The 16900-nt window shown below is 69.5% G+C and carries 18 protein-coding genes; 13 read left to right on the top strand and 5 right to left on the bottom strand.

What is annotated here, in order from left to right:
• Together DPV74_RS29760 and DPV74_RS29755 are read left to right on the top strand one after the other, a co-directional pair.
• Positions 1–229, top strand: a 229-nt coding sequence (locus tag DPV74_RS29760; protein WP_162923169.1) for a helix-turn-helix domain-containing protein, incomplete at its 5' end; no start/stop codon positions are given.
• A complete protein-coding gene (locus DPV74_RS29755) occupies positions 226–1260 on the top strand; it encodes a LysR family transcriptional regulator (protein ID WP_060171321.1) in 1035 nt (344 codons plus the stop codon). The genes DPV74_RS29760 and DPV74_RS29755, both read left to right, overlap by 4 nt.
• A 38-nt stretch (positions 1261–1298) precedes the next feature.
• Here DPV74_RS29755 and DPV74_RS29750 read toward each other — a convergent pair whose 3' ends face one another.
• A complete protein-coding gene (locus DPV74_RS29750; RefSeq protein WP_119338486.1) occupies positions 1299–2417 on the bottom strand; it encodes a porin in 1119 nt (372 codons plus the stop codon).
• 411 nt (positions 2418–2828) lie between these two features.
• Here DPV74_RS29750 and DPV74_RS29745 point away from each other — a divergent pair, with 411 nt between their 5' ends.
• Positions 2829–4226, top strand: a complete 1398-nt coding sequence (locus DPV74_RS29745; protein WP_059693766.1) for an MFS transporter — start codon at positions 2829–2831, stop codon at positions 4224–4226.
• A 156-nt stretch (positions 4227–4382) separates the two neighbouring features.
• Positions 4383–5357, top strand: a complete 975-nt coding sequence (locus DPV74_RS29740; protein ID WP_119338485.1) for a PDR/VanB family oxidoreductase — start codon at positions 4383–4385, stop codon at positions 5355–5357.
• Positions 5358–5382: 25 nt separating this feature from the next.
• Here DPV74_RS29740 and DPV74_RS29735 read toward each other — a convergent pair whose 3' ends face one another.
• Positions 5383–6303 carry a LysR family transcriptional regulator gene (locus tag DPV74_RS29735; protein ID WP_027790835.1) on the bottom strand — a complete coding sequence of 307 codons (921 nt, stop codon included), beginning with the start codon at positions 6301–6303 and terminating at the stop codon, positions 5383–5385.
• 138 nt (positions 6304–6441) lie between these two features.
• Here DPV74_RS29735 and DPV74_RS29730 point away from each other — a divergent pair, with 138 nt between their 5' ends.
• From DPV74_RS29730 to DPV74_RS29720, 3 genes are all read left to right on the top strand, one after another.
• The gene (locus DPV74_RS29730) at positions 6442–7725 is read left to right on the top strand and encodes a Rieske 2Fe-2S domain-containing protein (RefSeq protein ID WP_119338484.1); all 1284 of its coding nucleotides are present in this window, start codon (positions 6442–6444) and stop codon (positions 7723–7725) included.
• Positions 7722–8225, top strand: coding sequence for an aromatic-ring-hydroxylating dioxygenase subunit beta (locus tag DPV74_RS29725; RefSeq protein WP_060171333.1), 504 nt, complete (start codon positions 7722–7724; stop codon positions 8223–8225). The genes DPV74_RS29730 and DPV74_RS29725 overlap by 4 nt, the downstream gene beginning before the upstream one ends.
• Positions 8226–8290: 65 nt before the next feature.
• Positions 8291–8677 (top strand): 2-hydroxymuconate tautomerase family protein, encoded by a 387-nt coding sequence (locus DPV74_RS29720; RefSeq protein WP_044845361.1) that lies wholly within the window; start codon positions 8291–8293, stop codon positions 8675–8677.
• Between the two features lie 83 nt (positions 8678–8760).
• On the opposite strand, the gene DPV74_RS29715 is transcribed toward DPV74_RS29720, so the two are convergent.
• Positions 8761–10308, bottom strand: coding sequence for an ATP-binding protein (locus DPV74_RS29715; RefSeq protein WP_119338483.1), 1548 nt, complete (start codon positions 10306–10308; stop codon positions 8761–8763).
• Between the two features lie 166 nt (positions 10309–10474).
• Between DPV74_RS29715 and DPV74_RS29710 the strand changes: the two genes are divergently transcribed.
• The 5 genes from DPV74_RS29710 to DPV74_RS29690 all read left to right on the top strand — a co-directional run bounded on the left by DPV74_RS29710 (position 10475) and on the right by DPV74_RS29690 (position 14648).
• Entirely contained in the window at positions 10475–11668 is a 1194-nt protein-coding gene (locus DPV74_RS29710) for an acyl-CoA dehydrogenase family protein (RefSeq protein ID WP_119338482.1), read from the top strand.
• Positions 11669–11781: 113 nt separating this feature from the next.
• Complete coding sequence (locus DPV74_RS29705) at positions 11782–12159, top strand: hypothetical protein (RefSeq protein ID WP_021161073.1); 378 nt, start codon at positions 11782–11784, stop codon at positions 12157–12159.
• A gap of 8 nt (positions 12160–12167) precedes the next feature.
• Entirely contained in the window at positions 12168–12689 is a 522-nt protein-coding gene (locus tag DPV74_RS29700; RefSeq protein ID WP_119338481.1) for a nuclear transport factor 2 family protein, read from the top strand.
• A 31-nt stretch (positions 12690–12720) separates the two neighbouring features.
• On the top strand, positions 12721–13845 hold the full coding sequence (locus DPV74_RS29695; RefSeq protein ID WP_119338480.1) for an amidase: 1125 nt from the start codon (positions 12721–12723) through the stop codon (positions 13843–13845).
• 59 nt (positions 13846–13904) lie between these two features.
• Positions 13905–14648 carry an SDR family NAD(P)-dependent oxidoreductase gene (locus DPV74_RS29690; RefSeq protein ID WP_021161076.1) on the top strand — a complete coding sequence of 248 codons (744 nt, stop codon included), beginning with the start codon at positions 13905–13907 and terminating at the stop codon, positions 14646–14648.
• Between the two features lie 99 nt (positions 14649–14747).
• Here DPV74_RS29690 and DPV74_RS29685 read toward each other — a convergent pair whose 3' ends face one another.
• Positions 14748–15380, bottom strand: a complete 633-nt coding sequence (locus DPV74_RS29685) for a response regulator transcription factor (protein ID WP_119338479.1) — start codon at positions 15378–15380, stop codon at positions 14748–14750.
• A gap of 353 nt (positions 15381–15733) precedes the next feature.
• On the opposite strand from DPV74_RS29685, the gene hpaC reads away from it, so the two are divergent.
• On the top strand, positions 15734–16279 hold the full coding sequence (gene hpaC / locus DPV74_RS29680; RefSeq protein ID WP_119338487.1) for a 4-hydroxyphenylacetate 3-monooxygenase, reductase component: 546 nt from the start codon (positions 15734–15736) through the stop codon (positions 16277–16279).
• Positions 16280–16290: 11 nt separating this feature from the next.
• Here the strand turns inward: hpaC and DPV74_RS29675 are convergent.
• Positions 16291–16900 (bottom strand): YbfB/YjiJ family MFS transporter (locus tag DPV74_RS29675; RefSeq protein WP_119338478.1); only part of this gene is annotated, 610 nt, incomplete at its 5' end.

The raw sequence follows: 16900 nt of genomic DNA, 5'->3' as shown, positions 1-16900 counted from the left end.
GCCCCGCACGCTGCAGCACGCGTTTCGCGCGTTCCTGCACACCACGCCGGCCGCGTACGTGCGCGAGCGCCGGCTCGCCGCCGTGCACGCGGCGCTGCAACGCGGCGACACGTGCAGCGTGACCGACGTGCTGATCGCGCACGGCATCCATGGCTTCGGCCATTTCGCGAAGGCGTATGCGCGGCGTTACGGCCATGCGCCTTCCGTCACCGCGAGGCAATCCCGATGACGCACGCCGCAACCGGCCGCCCGGCGGCCCCGACCCGCGCCGATTCCGCGCCGCACGACAGCGACCTGTCGGAACTGCGCGTGCAGGATCTCGACCTCAACCTGCTGAAGACGTTTCGTGCGGTCTACGAGGAGCGGCATGTCGGCCGCGCGGCGCTGCGGCTCGGCGTCACGCAGCCGTCCGTCAGCCATGCGCTCGGCCGGCTGCGGCTGATGTTCCGCGACGCGCTGTTCGTGCGCACCGGCACCGGCGTCGAGCCGACGCCGCGCGCGCAGCGGCTGGCGATCTCGGTCGACAAGGCGCTCGCGATCCTGCAGGACGTGCTCGACGAAGGGTCGCGCTTCACGCCCGACAGTACGCAGCGCGTGTTCCGCCTGCACATGAGTGATTTCGCCGCGAGCGCGTTCCTGCCGACGCTGCTCGCCGCGTTCGACCGCCGCGCGCCGGGCGCGGTGATCGAGACGCTGCACGTCGACGAATGCCAGCTCAACGTCGCGCTCGAATCGGGGCGCATCGACTTCGCGCTCGGGCATTTCGCCGACGCGTCGAGCCACTTCCAGCGCACCGCGCTGCTGCACGAGCGCTGCGTACTGCTGATGCCGCGCCGCACCGCGCAGCGCGTCGCGCTCCCCGACGATTACGTGCTCGACGGCGCGGCGCCCGATACATTGCGCTTCGTCGCGGTCACGTCGCATCCGCAATCGATGCAGCTGCTGGAGCGGCACGGGCTGATGCCGCGCGTGCGCGCGGCGCTACCCGATTTCATGGTGGTGCCCGCGCTGCTGCGCGACGGCGACTATGCGCTGATTTTGCCGGAGACGATCGCGATCACGTTCGCGGCGCGGCAGCCGTGCGCACTGTACGAGATCGCCGGTGCCGGCGAATGGGCCGTCAACGCGTACTGGCACCGGCGCTTCGACGCGGACCCCGGCCATCGCTGGTTGCGCGCGCTGCTGCTCGAGCTGTTCCACATCGGCGAGCTGGCGCCGTTCGACGCATGGCTCGCGCCGCAACCGCCCGCCTGCGCATGACAACACGAGCGGCGCAAGCGGGCAGCGGCGCGCGCCGCTCAGAACGACGTGAGGATGCCCGCGACGATCGAGCTCGCGGTGGCGCCCGGCTCGGCGACCGCGACGCCGCCGCCCGCCGCGCCGTTGACGACGAAGCGCGCATGCGCGCCGTTGCGCACCATCGCGGCGCCCGTGTACAGCACCGTGCGCTTCGACAGCGGATAGTCGAAGCGGATGCCGTACGAATCGGCGTTGCCGTCGCTGTCCGCGACCTTGCGGTAATGGCCGACGCTCAGCAGCAGCGACGCACGCCCGATCGGCACCGTCGCGCTCAGCTCCATGATGTCGCTGTGCGGATACGCGCTCTGGCTGTCGATCGCGGTCGCGACGTCGGGGCCGCCGCGATGGCGCAGGTACAGCGCGGCGACCTTCACGACATTGAAGTCGTACGAAATCGCGCCGAGCGTGTAGTTGCCGTTCGCGGCCGGGCTCGTGTCGCCGAGCGCGGCCGCGGCCACCGGGCTGAACTTCTGCTGCATGTAGTCGATGTCGACCGACAGGCCGCCGCGCACGTAGTTGAGCCCCGCGCCGTACGTATCGCCGAGCGTCGCCGGCTGCCCGGCCGCGCCGTTGGTGCCGCGCGCGGCCATCGCGCGCAGCATGAGGCCCGCGTAGCGCGGCGACGTATAGCGCATCGAGTTGCGCACGCGCAGGAACGCGGGCCCGACGAAGTTGTTCGTCGCGTTGCCCCACGCGAGCCCCGCGCCGAGTCCGGGCAGGCTGTACGTGACGAGCGTCGTGTGCAGGATCGTGTAAAGCTCGCCGAACTGCACGCCGCCGAACGGCCCCGTGATGCCGACCCACGCTTCGCGGCCGAACAGCGCACTGCTGTTCGACAGCGCGCCGCTGGCCGCGTTGAAGCCGTCCTCCAGCTTGAAGATCGTCGCGTAGCCGCCGCCGAGATCCTCGACGCCCTTCAGCCCCCATTGCGACGCGAACAGGTTGCCGCTGCCCATGCGGGTCACGTGGTTCGGCCCGGCGTTCGCGTATTCGATCGCGGTGTCGACGCGGCCGTAGAGCGTCACGCTCGATTGCGCGAATGCGGGCAGCGCCGCGCAGGCCAGCAGCGCGGCAAGCGGTACGGCAAGCCGGTCGGCCCGCCCGTTCGGTTGAGTCATCGTCGTCGTCCCGTAGAGGTTCCGGCGCCTGTCGGTATCGCGCCGGCTGGTGTGAAGCGCGTTCGCCGCGAAGGGCCAACGCAGCCGATCAAAAACGGGCCGAGTCTAGGAACGACAATTTCGGACGTCGACGCAATGCGCTCTATAACGCTTATAGATGCGCCGCATGATGCGCGCGCGCCCCGCTGCAAGCGCGCCGCGCGGCGGCCGGCGCGCGTCACCCTGGTGTTTTCTTTATCCGGGTCGGTAGATGCCCGTGTGGCGCGGCTGTCACTCCGGCTATGGCGGCCGGATTTGGCCGACTACGCTGCGTCTCCGACACGTGCCCCCCGCACGCTTTCGCGCCGCGACGGCGCCCGGCCCGCGAGGCCGCTGCCGCGCATCCCCACCGCCCGCTCCTGGAGAATCCGCATGTCCGCATCCACGGCCCGCGCTGCCGACGGCAAGCGCTATACGTACGAATGGTATGTCGTCGTCATCTGCATGCTCGCGTACGTCTTTTCGTTCGTCGACCGCCAGGTCCTCGTGCTGATGATCGAGCCGATCAAGCGCGACCTGCATCTGTCCGACACGCAGTTCAGCCTGCTCAACGGCTTCGCGTTCTCGCTGTTCTATGCGGTGATGGGGCTGCCGGTCGCGTATCTCGCCGATCGCTACGCGCGCCCGCGGATCATCTCGCTCGGCATCGCGCTGTGGAGCGTCGCGACCGCCGCGTGCGGGCTCAGCCAGCATTTCGTGCAGATGTTCATCGCGCGCATGGGCGTGGGCGTCGGCGAGGCCGCGCTGTCGCCCGGCGCGTATTCGATGCTCGCCGACTACTTCCCGAAGGAGAAGCTCGGGCGCGCGATCGCCGTGTATTCGCTCGGTTCGTTCATCGGCGGCGGCGTCGCGTTCCTGATCGGCGGTTACGTGATCGCGCTGCTCAAGCATGCGAGCGCGTTCACGCTGCCGGTGGTCGGGCAGGTGCATGCGTGGCAGGTCACGTTCCTGATCGTCGGGCTGCCGGGGCTGCTGGTCGCGCTGCTGTTCGCGGCGACCGTGCGCGACCCGCAGCGCAAGGGGCTCGCGCAGGATCGCTCGGGCGCCGTGCGGCGCGTGTCGATGCGCGATTCGCTGCGCTTCGTCGGCACGCATCGCGCGACCTTCGCGTGCCACTACCTCGGCTTCTCGTTCTACGCGATGACGCTGTACTGCCTGCTGAGCTGGACGCCCGCGTTCTATATCCGCCGCTTCGGGATGACGGCCGTCGAAGCCGGCTACACGCTCGGCATCGTGCTGCTGGTCGCGAACACGGCCGGCGTGTTCTGCGGCGGCTGGCTCAACGACTGGATGCTGCGACGCGGCCGCAGCGATGCGCCGATGCGCGCCGGCGCGATCGGCGCCGCGTGCATGGTGATTCCCGCGACGCTGTTCACGCAACTCGACTCGCTGCCCGCTTCGCTCGCGATGCTCGTCGTCGCGATGTTCTTCGCGTCGTTCCCGATGCCGACGTCGACCGCCGCGATGCAGACGCTCGCGCCGAACCAGATGCGCGCGCAGATTTCCGCGCTGTTCCTGCTCGTGTCGAACCTGATCGCGCTCGGGATCGGTACGACCGTCGTCGCGCTGTTCACCGATCGCGTGTTCGGCGCGCCGGCGGCGGTCGGCCATTCGATGTCGATCGTCAACGTCGCGGCGGCCACGCTCGCCGCGCTGCTGCTCGCCGCCGGCTGCCGGCACTATCGCCGCAGCCTCGATCGCGAACGCGGCCATGCGTCGGCAGCAGCACCGCAGGCGGCCGAGGCGGGCAACGCAATCGCCGCACGCTGAACGACTGGCGCGCTCCGTCGCCGACCATCATCCATCCCGCTGATTCAGGCATCGCTTTTTAATCGATTTGATTTATGCGATGCCCGTCCCTATTCTCGTTCGCATGACGGCGCGGTGTCTGCCGCGCCGCTTTCCTCGTACCCCACGGAATTTCCCATGCAAGCGAACCGCCACCAGGTCCGGATCGACGCGCTGATCGACGCGGCGCAGGACATCCGCTGTTTCCGGGTTTCGCGCATCGACGGCCAGCCGTTCGACGCGTACGAACCCGGCGCCCATATCGACGTCACCGCGCCGTCCGGCGTCACGCGGCAATACTCGCTGTGCGGCAACCCCGACGAACGAGGCAGCTACCTGTTCGCGGTGAAGAAGGAGGCGCAGTCGCGCGGCGGCTCGCGTTCGCTGCACGACGATGTGCAGGTCGGCGCCGAGCTGTCGATCGGCACGCCGCGCAACCTCTTTCGTCTGACGGACGACGCGAGCGAGCATGTGCTGATCGCGGCCGGCATCGGCATCACGCCGCTGCTGTCGATGGCGTATGCGCTGCACCGGCGCGGCGCGCGCTACCGGTTGCATTACTTCGCGCGCAGCCGCGAGCACGCGGCCTTCGTCGACGAACTGTCGGCCGAGCCGTTCGCGTCGCACGTGACGTTCCACTACGGCGTCGAGCCCGACGCGCTCGCGGCCGCGCTGGGCCGCTGCGTCGAACCGGTCGACGCACACGCGCACGTCTACACGTGCGGCCCGGGGCCGTTCATGGAGGCGGTCGTCGCGGCAGCCGCGACGCGCTTGCCCGAAGACTCGATCCATCTCGAACGTTTCGCGGCGGAACCGGTCGCCGCCGATGCTGCCCCCACCCCTGCCGATGGATTCGAAGTGCGCCTGCAACGCAGCGGGCAATCGGTACGCGTCACGCCCGACACGTCGATCGTCGACGCGCTCGCGCGCATCGGCGTCGAGGTCGACACGTCGTGCGGCGAAGGCGTGTGCGGCACCTGCATGGTGCCTGTCGTCGACGGCGAGCCCGATCATCGCGACCACTGTCTCAGCAAGGCCGAGCGCGCGAGCAACACGGTGATCTGCTGCTGCGTGTCGCGCGCGCGCTCGGCGGTGCTGGTGCTCGATCTCTGACGCATCCGGCACGCGCCGGCCGCCGTCACGCGTTGTCGAACCCCTCGACAAGCTCGGCCAGCAGCGTGCGCATCCACGCGTTGCCTTCGTCTTCATGGAAATGCTCGTGCCAGTGCATCGTCACCGGCGCGGGCGGCAGCGTGACGGGCAGGTCGTACAGGCGGAACGCGTTGTCGCGGTTCAGGATCCGCGCGAGCCGCTTCGGCAGCGTCGCGTACAGATCCGTGACCGACAGCACGCTCGGCAGCGCGACGAAGTGCGGCACCTCGAGCGCGATGTTGCGGCCCACACCCTGCGCGCGCAACGCGTCGTCGAGCGCGTGGTGGCTGTGCTCGACCGATTTCACGTTGACGTGCGCGGCGCGCACGAATTGCTCGAGGCTCAGCGCGCCGCCGCTCGGCAACCCGCGCCGGCGGCCCGTCATGCACACATACGTTTCCTCGAACAGCACCTGGTGGCGCGTACGCGGCATCAGTTCCGGCAGGTTGCCGATCGCGAAATCGAGCCGGCTCGCGCGCAGCGCTTCCTCGATCTCTTCCACCGGCAGCGGCTGTACGCTCAGCGTCACGCGCGGCGCGCGCTCGCGCAGCGCCTGGCAGATCGCCGGCAGGTACGCCATCTCGCCGGCATCCGACAACGACAGCCGGAACGTGCGCGTGCTCGTGGCCGGATCGAAGCGCTCCGCGTAGCGCAGCGCCACGCGCACCATGTCGAGCGCCTTGCCGACGATGCCCGCGAGTTCGAGCGCGACCGGCGTCGGCTGCATGCCCGAACGCGTGCGCACGAACAGCGGATCGTCGAACAGCGTGCGCAGCCGGCCGAGCGAATAGCTGACGGCCGGCTGCGACAACGCGAGCCGCTCGCCGGCCTTCGTCAGGCTGCGTTCCTCGACGATCGCCTGGAATACGCGCAACAGGTTCAGATCGAGATGATCGACCGACGTCATCGTAGCCTCCATCATTTGCCGTATTTATTGAGTCGCCAATTTTAGATCAATTTGACGGATATGTAGCGGGAGACGAGACTGGGTACTCGATACCGTGCGCTGCGCGGCCCGATTTCGCGACTCTTCCCCACGACAACGATGAGCGACATTCCCTACCAGACGATCGACACCCGTGCGTTGCACGGCCTCGCGCAACCCGACCGCATCGCGCCGGCGATGTATCACGATCCCGCGCTGTTCGAAGCCGAGCTCGAGCGCATCTTCTACCGCACCTGGATCTGGGTCGCGCACGAGAGCGAGCTGCCGAACCCGGGCGACTTCATCACGACGACGATCGGCCGCCAGCCGGTGATCGTCGTGCGCGACAAGACCGGCGAAATCAACGTGCTGCAGAACCGCTGCCGCCATCGCGGCGCGACCGTCTGCGAATCGCACAAGGGCAACGCAAAAGGCTTCACGTGCCCGTATCACAGCTGGTCGTACGCGCTCGACGGCACGTTGCGCGCGCTGCCGTACGGCGACGGCTACGAAGGCGTGTGCGAGAAAGGCGACCTGCCGCTCGTGAAGCTGCGCGTCGGCGTGTACCAGGGGCTGGTCTTCGCGAGCTTCAACGACACGATCGAGCCGCTCGAGGATTTCCTCGGCGGTGCGAAGCCGTGGATCGACCTGTTCATGAAGCAGGGCGCCGGCTACCCGATCAAGGCGAACGGCGAGCACAAGTTCAAGTTCAAGGGCAACTGGAAGATCCAGCTCGAGAACACGACCGACCTCTATCACTTCCCGGTCGTGCACAAGTCGTGGATGAAGTCGATCGACGACGAGACGGCCGCCGCGATCACGAGCTTCATGACGAGCGAGGACGCGTTCTGCCGCGGGCTCGGCAACGGCCACAGCCTCGCGGTGCTGATGCCCGAGCTGATCGATCTCGACGAAGACGACGGCGCGCCGCTGCCCGAGCGCTTCGCGCCGCTCGCGGCGAAGCTCGCCGAGCGCCACTCGCCGGACGAAGTGCGCCGCATCGTGCGCTCGCTGATGGGTGTCGGCTTCAACCTGAACCTGTTCCCGAACCTCGCGCTGTCGATGGCGTTCTTCCGCGTGCTGCGGCCGATCGCGGCAAACGAAACCGAGATCCGCCATGTCGCGCTCGCGATGGACGGCGGCCCCGACGAAGCGAACCGCGAGCGGCTGCGCATTCACGAGCACTTCCAGGGCCCGTTCGGCTTCGGGAGCCCCGACGACGCGGAAGCGTGGGAGCGCGTGCAGCGCGGCGCGCACGCGGGCCCCGACGTGCCGATCCTCGTGAATCGCGGGCTGAACCGCGAGACGACCGCCGCGAACGGCGAAAAGACCGCCCATGCGACCGACGAAACCGGCATGCGCGAGGCCTACCAGCAATGGCGCAAGATGATGGAGCAGCAATGATGGACGACCGCAACGCCCTCTTTTCCGAGCAAACCTTCGCCCGCGCGGTCGAATTCGTGTGGCGCGAAGCCGAGATGCTTGACCGCCGCGACTATCGCGCATGGCTCGACCTGTGGGATCCGGCCGGTCACTACGTGGTGCCGATCGATCCCGACACGACCGATTTCGCCGCGACGCTGAACTACGTATTCGACGACCAGGACATGCGCGAGAAGCGCGTGCAGCGGATGGTGTCCGGCTACTCGGCGTCGGCCGCCGACGCGGCGCGCACGGTGCGCACCGTGTCGCGCTTCACGCTGGAAAGCGGCAGCGCCGGCACCGTCGAGCTGAAATCGGCGCAGGTCGTCGTCGCGTACAAGCGCGGCGTCACGACGCTGTTCGCGGCCGACGTCACGCACACGCTGCACGTCGATGCCGAAGGCGAGATGCGGATTGCCGAAAAGGTCGTGCGCCTGATCGACTCGACCGAAGCGCTCAGCGCGATCGGCTTCCTGCTGTGAGCCGTGGCCGGTTCGCCGCTGCAAGCGCAAAGGTGAGCCGGCAACCTTCACCTTTCCGGACGACCATGCCCACACTCGAAGTATTCCTGCCCGCCGGCCATGACGATGCACGCAAGGCCGAACTGATCGCGCGGCTCAGCGGTGCGACCGTCGATGCGATCGGTGCACCGCTCGAATCGGTGCGCGTGCTGCTCACCGAATTGCCCGCCACGCATATCGGCCTTGGCGGGCGCACCGCCGCCGACGGCGCGCCGCCGTCGTTGCCCGTGATCGTCGCGATCCTGATCGCCGGCCGCACCGATGAACAAAAACGCGCGCTGATCGCCGCGTTGTCCGACGCGGGCGCGAACGTGCTCGATGCACCGCTGCAGGCCACGCGCGTGATCATCAAGGACATCCCGAACACCGACTTCGGCATCGGCGGCCAGACCGCGCGGGCGCTGGGGCGCTGACCATGGGCCGGGCGTCGCTCCATCATGCGCCGCGGGCGCGCCGTGATGTCCGTTGCGGTCTTAACGCGATGCAGCGGCTACGACTACGCGCCCGCGAGCGGCAGCGTCACGCGGCAGTCGAGCCCGCCGCCCTCGGCCGGGCTCGCGCCGATCCGGCCGCCGTGACGCGTCACGATGCTCTTGCACAGCGACAGTCCGATCCCGTTGCCGCCGGCCTTCGACGACGAGAAGCCGTCGAACAGCCGGCCGTGCGCACCGGCCGCGATGCCCGGGCCGTTGTCGATCGCGCGCAGCTCGGCGTGCCCGGCCACGTTCGCGGTGCCGAGCGTCAGCATGCGCGGCACGCGATCGCAACCGGCGAACGCCTCGATCGCATTGAACGCGAGATTCAGGATCACCTGCCCGATCAGCACGCGCTCGCAACGGATCGGCAGCGGCGCATCGGCCTGCACGATCGCGACCGTCACGCCGGCATCCTTCGCACGCAGCTCGATGAAATACGCGACGTCCGCGAGGATGTCGCGCAGGTCGGCGAGCGCGACGACCGGCTCGCGCTTCACGATGAACTCGCGCACGCTCTTGATGATCAGCGCCGCGTGCTCGGCCTGGCGGTCCGCGCTGCGCAGCCCCCAGATCGCGTCGTCGATGGCGCCGCGCCCGTTCAGCCGCTGCACCGCCCCTTCGATGAAATTGCGCACGGCCGCGAGCGGCTGGCTCAGCTCGTGCGCGATCACGCTCGCCATCTCGCCCATCGCGTTGTAGCGGCCCGCGTGTTCGAGCATGCGCGCTTCGGCGCGGCGCGCGTCCTCGATCGCGACCTCGTCGCTTACGTCGCGGAACTGCACGAGCAGCCCGTCGAGATCGCCCTCGATCTCGACCTGCCGGCACAGGATGCGCAGCCAGCACGGCGAGCCGTCGCGCCGCACGATCCGGTAGCGCTGCGGCGCCGACGGGCACGCGGACGGCGCATCGTGCAATTGCGCGACGAGCCGGTCGCGATCGGCCTCGGAGCAGTAGTCGAGCACCTCGCCGAGCGCTTCGTCGGGCGCGAGCCCGAGCACGCGGCGACCCGACTCGCTGATGAACTGCACGCCGCCGCGCGGCGTGACGACCGCGATACCTTCGTCGAGATCCTGCATGAACTCGCGCAGCCGCGCCTCGTAGCGGCGCAGCTGCCGGCGCACCGCCTCTTCCGCGCTGATGTCGCGGAACTGCACCATCACGACGTCGCGCCCGCGCAGCGGCACGTAGGTGGCGGTCGCCTCGGACAGCATGTCGACGCCCGTGCGCGACCGGTAGCACCATTCGTACACCTGCGGCCCGTCGACGAGCGCGCGATCCCATGCGCTCACGGCGATCTCGCGCTGGTATTTCGGCTCGGGACGCGTCATGTCCGGCGCCTTCAGCGGCAGCAGTTCCTCGACGGAAAAACCGAGCGCGATGCACGCGGCGCGGTTCGCCCACACGATCGCCTTCGTCTGCGCGTCGTGCAGCAGCACGCAGGTGGTCAGCGCGTCGAGCAGCCGGTGGAAATCGTCTTCGTCAGGGAAACTCATGATCGGCTTCGGATGAAGGCGCGCGGCGTCGCGCGGCCGGAAAGCCAACATAGCACCGGCGCGCACCGATCGCATCTGAAGATTTCTTTAGGCCGGCACGGAACCTCACCAGTCGCGCGGCCCAACGCACCAATTGCTGCGTGTTTTCGGCGTTTCTAGACTGGTCGCATCGTCGTGTTGCCACCCGAGACAGCACGCATGCCGCCCCGCATCCGAACCCCTATCCGTCCAGGAGACCACCATGCCGCAAGCCGCCCTCGCCATCGAACCCGCGCCGTCCTCCCAGCCCGTGGCAGGCACCGCGGCCGCGCGGTTGTCGCCGCTCGACGCCGTGATCGAAACCGTCGCCGCGCGCCGCGACGAATTCGATCGCCTGTCGCACGTGCCGCGCGACGTGATCGCGCAGTTCAGGCAGGCCGGCATCTATCGCGCGGGCACGCCGCGCCGCTTCGGCGGCGACGCGCTCGCGCCGACCGCCTTCCTCGACATGATCGAACGGATCGCGACCGCCGACGGCTCGGCTGCATGGGTCGCGAGCTTCGGCTCCGCGAACGTCTATCTCGCCGCGCTGCCGCTCGAGACCCAGGCCGAGCTGTACGCGAGCGGCCCCGACCAGGTGTTCGCGGGCGGCCTGTTCCCGGTGCAGCCGGCGCAATCCGCGCCGGGCGGCTGGCGCGTGAACGGCACGTGGAAATTCGCGAGCGGCTGCAAGGGCGCCGACTGGCTCGGCGTCGGCATCGCCGTGCCCGGCGCGCAGGACGCCGCGCCGAACAAGCCGCGCACGGCCGTGTTCCGCGCGGCCGACGTCGAGATCGTCGAGAACTGGAGCGTGGTCGGCATGCAGGGCACCGGCAGCCACGACCTGCGCGTCGATGACCGCTTCGTGCCCGAAGCATGGACCTTCGTGCGCGGCGGCGAGCCGACCGTCGACGAACCGTTGTACCGCTACCCGACCGTCGCGTATGCGGCGCAGGTGCTGGCCGTCGTCAATCTCGGCCTCGCGCGCGCGGCGCTCGACGTCGTGAACCGCATGTCGGGCGGCCGGCAGACGACGACCGGCGCACCGCGCCTCGCCGATCGCGCATATTTCCGCATCGAGCTCGCGAAGGCCGAAGCGCAACTGCGCTCGGCACGCGCGTTCTTCTACGACGCAACCGACACGGTGTGGCAATCGATCCTCGCGGGCAATCCCGTGACGCCCGACCAGGTCAGCCTGCTGCGGCTCGCGGCCACGCATGTCGCACGCGAAGGCGCGAGCGTCGTCGAACGCGCGTACCGCCTCGGCGGCACGGCGGCGATCTATCGCACGCATCCGCTTCAGCGGCTGCTGCGCGACGCGATGGTCGTCACGCAGCACGCGTTTCTCGCGGAGGGCAACTTCGACGGCGCGGGCGCGGTGTTCACCGGCGTCACGCCGTTTCCCGGCTACCTGTAACACGCGCAACCCGCGCCCGGGCGGCGCTGTTTCCCGAACGTGCATGGCGCCGATGCCGAAGCACCGCTACCGGCCGGCACATGCGCCCAACCGTTTCCCCTGGAGAACCCGAGATGTCCGATTCGAATCCGCTGCCGCTGCGTGTCCTGTTCTGCTGCGGCGTGTCGCAGAACTTCTTCGACCTGCCGCGCGAGAAGATCGGCGAAGTGTGGCAGGCGTACGGCGCGATGCTCGCCGCCGTCGAGGCGATGCCCGGCGTGCGCGTGCTCGGCGTGATGGACGACGACCGCCTCGTGGTCGGCCAGGCCGACGGCGCGCCGTGGACCTTCTACATCATGGCCGACGTCGCCGATTTCGACACGACGGTCGCCGTGTGCAACCTGTATCGCACGACGCCGGTCGGCGAATACAACCTGTGGCGCTACGGCAAGATCGAAGCGCGGGTCGGCCGCGCGCTGACCGTGCCGCCCGCCGCGAAACCCGCGTCGTGAGGCGCGCGATGAACGACCTGTCCCCCGGCCCGATCGACGCACTCGCGCAGCGCGTGGCGGCGCTCGACGCCGAGCGCGCGGTGCGCGCGACGATGACGCGCTACATGGCGCTGTGCGACGTGCCCGAGGATGCCGGCGACGGCCCGCGGCTCGCCGGCCTGTTCACACCCGACGCCGTGTGGGAAGGCATCGGCCCGCAGTACGCGCGCAAGTTCGGCCGCCTCGAAGGCACGGCCGCGATCGTCGCGATGCTGGGCCGCTACCTGCCGCCCGATCCGCATTTCTCGGCGAACCTGCACTTCCTGACGTCGGAGTCGATCGAGATCGGCGCCGGCAACACGAGCGCGCGCGGCCGCTGGATCATGCTGCAGGCGTCGCGCTACGCGAACGGCACGGCCGAGCTGATCGCCGCGCGGCTGAGCGTCGATTTCAAGCCGGCCGGCGACGGGTCGACCTGGCTGATCCAGCACTTTCGCACCGAACGCGTGCTCGACGGCCCGTGGCCGCTCGCCGCCGCGCCACGGCCCTGATGCTCTCCACCGCTTCCGCACGATACCGACCATGACAGGCTTCATCGACACCTTCACGCTCGGCGGCCCGGGCCCCACGATCGCGATCAAGGACACGATCGACATCGCGGGCCATCCGACCCGCGCGGCGAGCCGCGCGCTCGCCGATGCACCGCCGGCCGCGCAACACGCGGACGTCGTCCGCCTGCTGCTCGACGCGGGCTGGCAGATCGCCGGCAAGGCGAACATGCACGAGCTCGCGTTCGGCATGACCGGCATCAACGACTACACGGGCACGCCCGTCAATCCGCAGGACGCGACGCGCATCCCGGGCGGCTCGTCGAGCGGTTCCGCTTCGCTCGTCGGGCGCGGCGCGGTCGACGCGGCGCTCGGCACCGACACCGGCGGCTCGATTCGCGGGCCGGCCGCGTGCTGCGGCGTGGCCGGGCTGAAGCCGACGTTCGGCCGCGTGTCGCGGCGCGGCGTCGCGCCGGCCGATACCACGCTCGATTGCGTCGGGCCGTTCGCACGCGATATCCGCACGCTGGCCGCGGTGATGGCCGCGATCGCGCCGGGCTTCGATCGTGCGCAAGCGGCGGCCTCCGCGGCGGGCTGCACGATCGCACAGATCCGCGTCGAAGCCGATCCTGCGATCGCCGCCGCACTCGACGCAGCCGTGCGCGCGTCGGGTCTGCGTTCGCACGCGCTCGTGCTCGACGAAATGCCGGCGTCGTTCGCGGCGGGGCTCACCGTGATCAACGCGGAAACGTCGCGCGCATTCGGCCATCTGGTCGACACCGGCAAGCTCGGCGCCGATCTCGATGCGCGGCTGCGCACCGCCGCGACGACGACACCCGCCGCCCTCGCGGAAGCCGAAGCCGTACGCGCACGCTTCACCGCGCAGGTCGACGCCGCGCTCGAACTCGCGGACGTGCTCGTGCTGCCCACGCTGCCCGCTCTGCCGATCACGCTCCAGCAGGCGCGCGACGGTGTATCGGTGATCGCGATGTCGTCGCTGATCCGGCCGTTCAACCTGAGCGGCCATCCGGCGCTCAGCCTGCCGCTGCCGCTGGCCGGTTCGCCGCTGAAGGCGGGCCTGCAGATCGTCGGGCGCAAGGGCGCGGACGAGCGGGTCTGCGCGATCGCGGCACACTTCGAAGCGGCCCTCGCCGCATGAACCACGATGCAGGCGCGGCTTCATCCTTCACGCGCCCGCGAACCAGGGAATCACGCACCATGTCAGACCGAGTCGTCCTCGTTACCGGCGCCGCACGCGGGCTCGGCGCCGTCATCGCCGACCGTTTCCATGCGGCCGGCTATCGCGTCGCGCTGGCCGACATCGCCGCCGACGCCATTCATGCGCATGCGCGCGAACTCGACCCGGGCGGCGAACGCGCGATCGCGCTGCCGCTCGACGTCACGTCGAAACGCGATTTCGAAGCGGCGCGCGATGCGCTCGTCGCGCGCTGGGGCACGATCGACGTGCTCGTGAACAACGCGGGCGCATCGAAGGTCGTGCCCGCGATGGAGATCACGGCCGAGCAGTTCGACCAGGTGATCGACGTGAACCTGCGCAGCGTGCTGTTCGGCTGCCAGGTGTTCGGCCAGTATTTCGCGGAACGTGGCGCGGGCCGCATCGTCAACATCGCATCGCTCGCCGGCCAGAACGGCGGCTCGGCGACGGGCGCGCACTACGCGGCCGCGAAGGGCGGCACGCTGACGCTGACGAAGGTGTTCGCGCGCGATCTCGCCGCGCGGGGCGTGACCGTCAACGCGATCTCGCCGGGCCCGCTCGACCTGCCGATCGTGCATGAAAGCGTCGCACCGGAGAAACTGCGCCAGGTGCTCGCGAGCCTGCCGGGCGGCAAGCTCGGGTCGGCCGGTTTCGTGGCGGATGCGGCGGTGCTGCTCGCGTCGGGCGACGCGCACTTCGCGAACGGCGCGTGCTGGGACATCAACGGCGGGTTGTACATGCGCTGAGCGGCGGGCTGCATCGCGTGCGCGCTGCCGATCGGTGCCGCGCGCAGGACTCGTGTGAGACTCGTGCGAGCAGGCGAACGTCGGCGTGCCCGCAGCCCCCTATCGCGACGACTCCCCGTCGTCGCCCCACACGACCATCACGTCCCGCACGAGCGCGGCGATCGACGTCGCGCCGAGCTTCACCTTGATGCTCGCGCGATGCACGTCGACGGTCTTCACGCTGATCGACAGATCCGACGCGATCTGCTTGCTGCCCTTGCCGTCCACCACGCCGCGCAGCACTTCCTTCTCGCGCGCGGTCAGCGCATCGAGCCGCTGGCGCAGCTCGCGGTGGCGCTGACTCACCGCGTGCCGCTGCTGCGCGAGCCGCAGTGCGCGCTGCACGCGCTCGAGCATCTGCTGCGAGTTGTACGGCTTCTCGACGAAATCGATCGCGCCGTTCTGCAGCGCGCGCACGGACATCGGGATATCGCCGTGCCCGCTGACGAAGATCACCGGCAGCGTCGCGCCCCGCGCGTTCAGTTCGGCCTGCACGTCGAAGCCGCTCTTCTCCGGCATCCGCACGTCGAGCACCAGGCACGCGGGCAGGTTCACGTCGAAGCGCGCGAGAAAATCCGCGGCGTTCGCGAACCCCTCGGACGCGATGCCGACCGATTCGAGCAGCCAGGCGAGCGACGTCCGCATGCCGCCGTCGTCGTCGACGATGTATACGATCGGTGCGGGTGACGTCATCGCGGGGGTCTCGCTGAATATCGGTATGGGTATCGCACGCGCCGCATACGGGGCCGGTTGCCGGCGCGTCGCGCACGTCGTTCGCTGGGGATGTGCGGCACATCATAACGAGCCGAAAACCCGCTGAAAACCCCTTCACGGGCCGCACGAACGCACATTCCCGGTTTTTTTCGCGCGTCGCGCCGCGTACCTAGGTAGAACCTTTAGACGCGTTGGCGAGAACGCCATCTCCATCGTCAATCGTGCGAATGGTCGCCAGCCTTTTCGCGACGTACGCTTGGGTCATCGTCGGCGATCAGGCGCTGCATCCGCAGCGCCGCACGATCGCCGCTCTCGTCCAACCAGGAGCGCCCATGTCTTCCACGACCGATATCCAGCGACCGGCACGCGTCGAGCCGACCGACGCGCAGAAGGCCTTCCGGCAAGCGATGGCCCACCTCGGCGCGGCCGTCAACGTGATCACCACCGCCGGGCCGCACGGCCGCTGCGGGATCACCGCGAGCGCCGTGTGCTCCGTCACCGACACACCGCCGACGCTGCTCGTATGCCTCAACCGGTCGAGCGCGATGCATGCGACGTTCGAACGCAATCGCCACGTCTGCATCAACGTGCTGCCGGCCGAACACGAACAGCTCGCGCGGCACTTCGCGGGGCTCACCGAGCTGCCGATGGACCGGCGCTTCGCACTGCCCGGGTGGGATCGCGGCGAGCAGGACGTGCCTGTGCTGCGCGACGCGCTCGCGAGCCTGCAGGGCACGATCGCCGACATGAAGGAAGTCGGCTCGCATTCGGTGATGTTCATCGAGGCGACGTCGATCCGCGTGCGCGACGACGGCGACAGCCTGATCTACTTCGGCCGTGCGTTTCATCGCGTGTCGCGCACGGCGTGCGTGCGGTGAACCGCGCGTGACTACGCGGCGGCCCGCAACGCGCGCTGCCCGGCCGCGAGCGCGGCACCCGCGAACAGCGTTAGCGCCGAATACACGAGCCCGCGCGCGAGCCCCGCGCTGTCCGACACCCAGCCGATCGCGACCGGCCCGGCGATCTGCCCGAATGCAAAGACCGTCGTGAACGCGCTGATCCCTTTCGCCCAGCCGTCGGGCGGCAGGTTGTGGCGCACGAAGGCCGTCGTCGACGCGACGGCCGACAGGAACGTCGCGCCGAACAGCACGCCCGACGCGAACGCGGCAACCGGATGCACGAACATCGCCGGCATCAGCGTCGCGATGCCGAGCAGCGCATTGAGCACGGCCAGCGCCTGGCCGCCGCGCATCCGGTCGAGCAGCCCCGACCACAGCCGTGCCGAGACGACGGTCGCGACGCCGAGCATCACGTAGAACGCGGCGACCACCGTGCCGCTCATTCCCGCGCCGCGCAGCAGCGCGACGATGAACGTCATGTAGCCGATGTAGCCGACGCCGAACAGGCCGTAACCGGCCAGCGCGAGGGCGAATCGCACGGGGCTCGCGGTCGCGGCCGGCACCGCACCGTCGCGCGGCGCGGCGGGTGCCGCGTGCACG

The sequence above is a fragment of the Burkholderia sp. HAN2018 genome (assembly GCF_024704855.1).
GTDB lineage: Bacteria > Pseudomonadota > Gammaproteobacteria > Burkholderiales > Burkholderiaceae > Burkholderia > Burkholderia cepacia.
The sequence above is the reverse complement of the archived record's forward strand: the minus strand, read 5'-3'. Positions and strand labels throughout refer to the sequence as shown.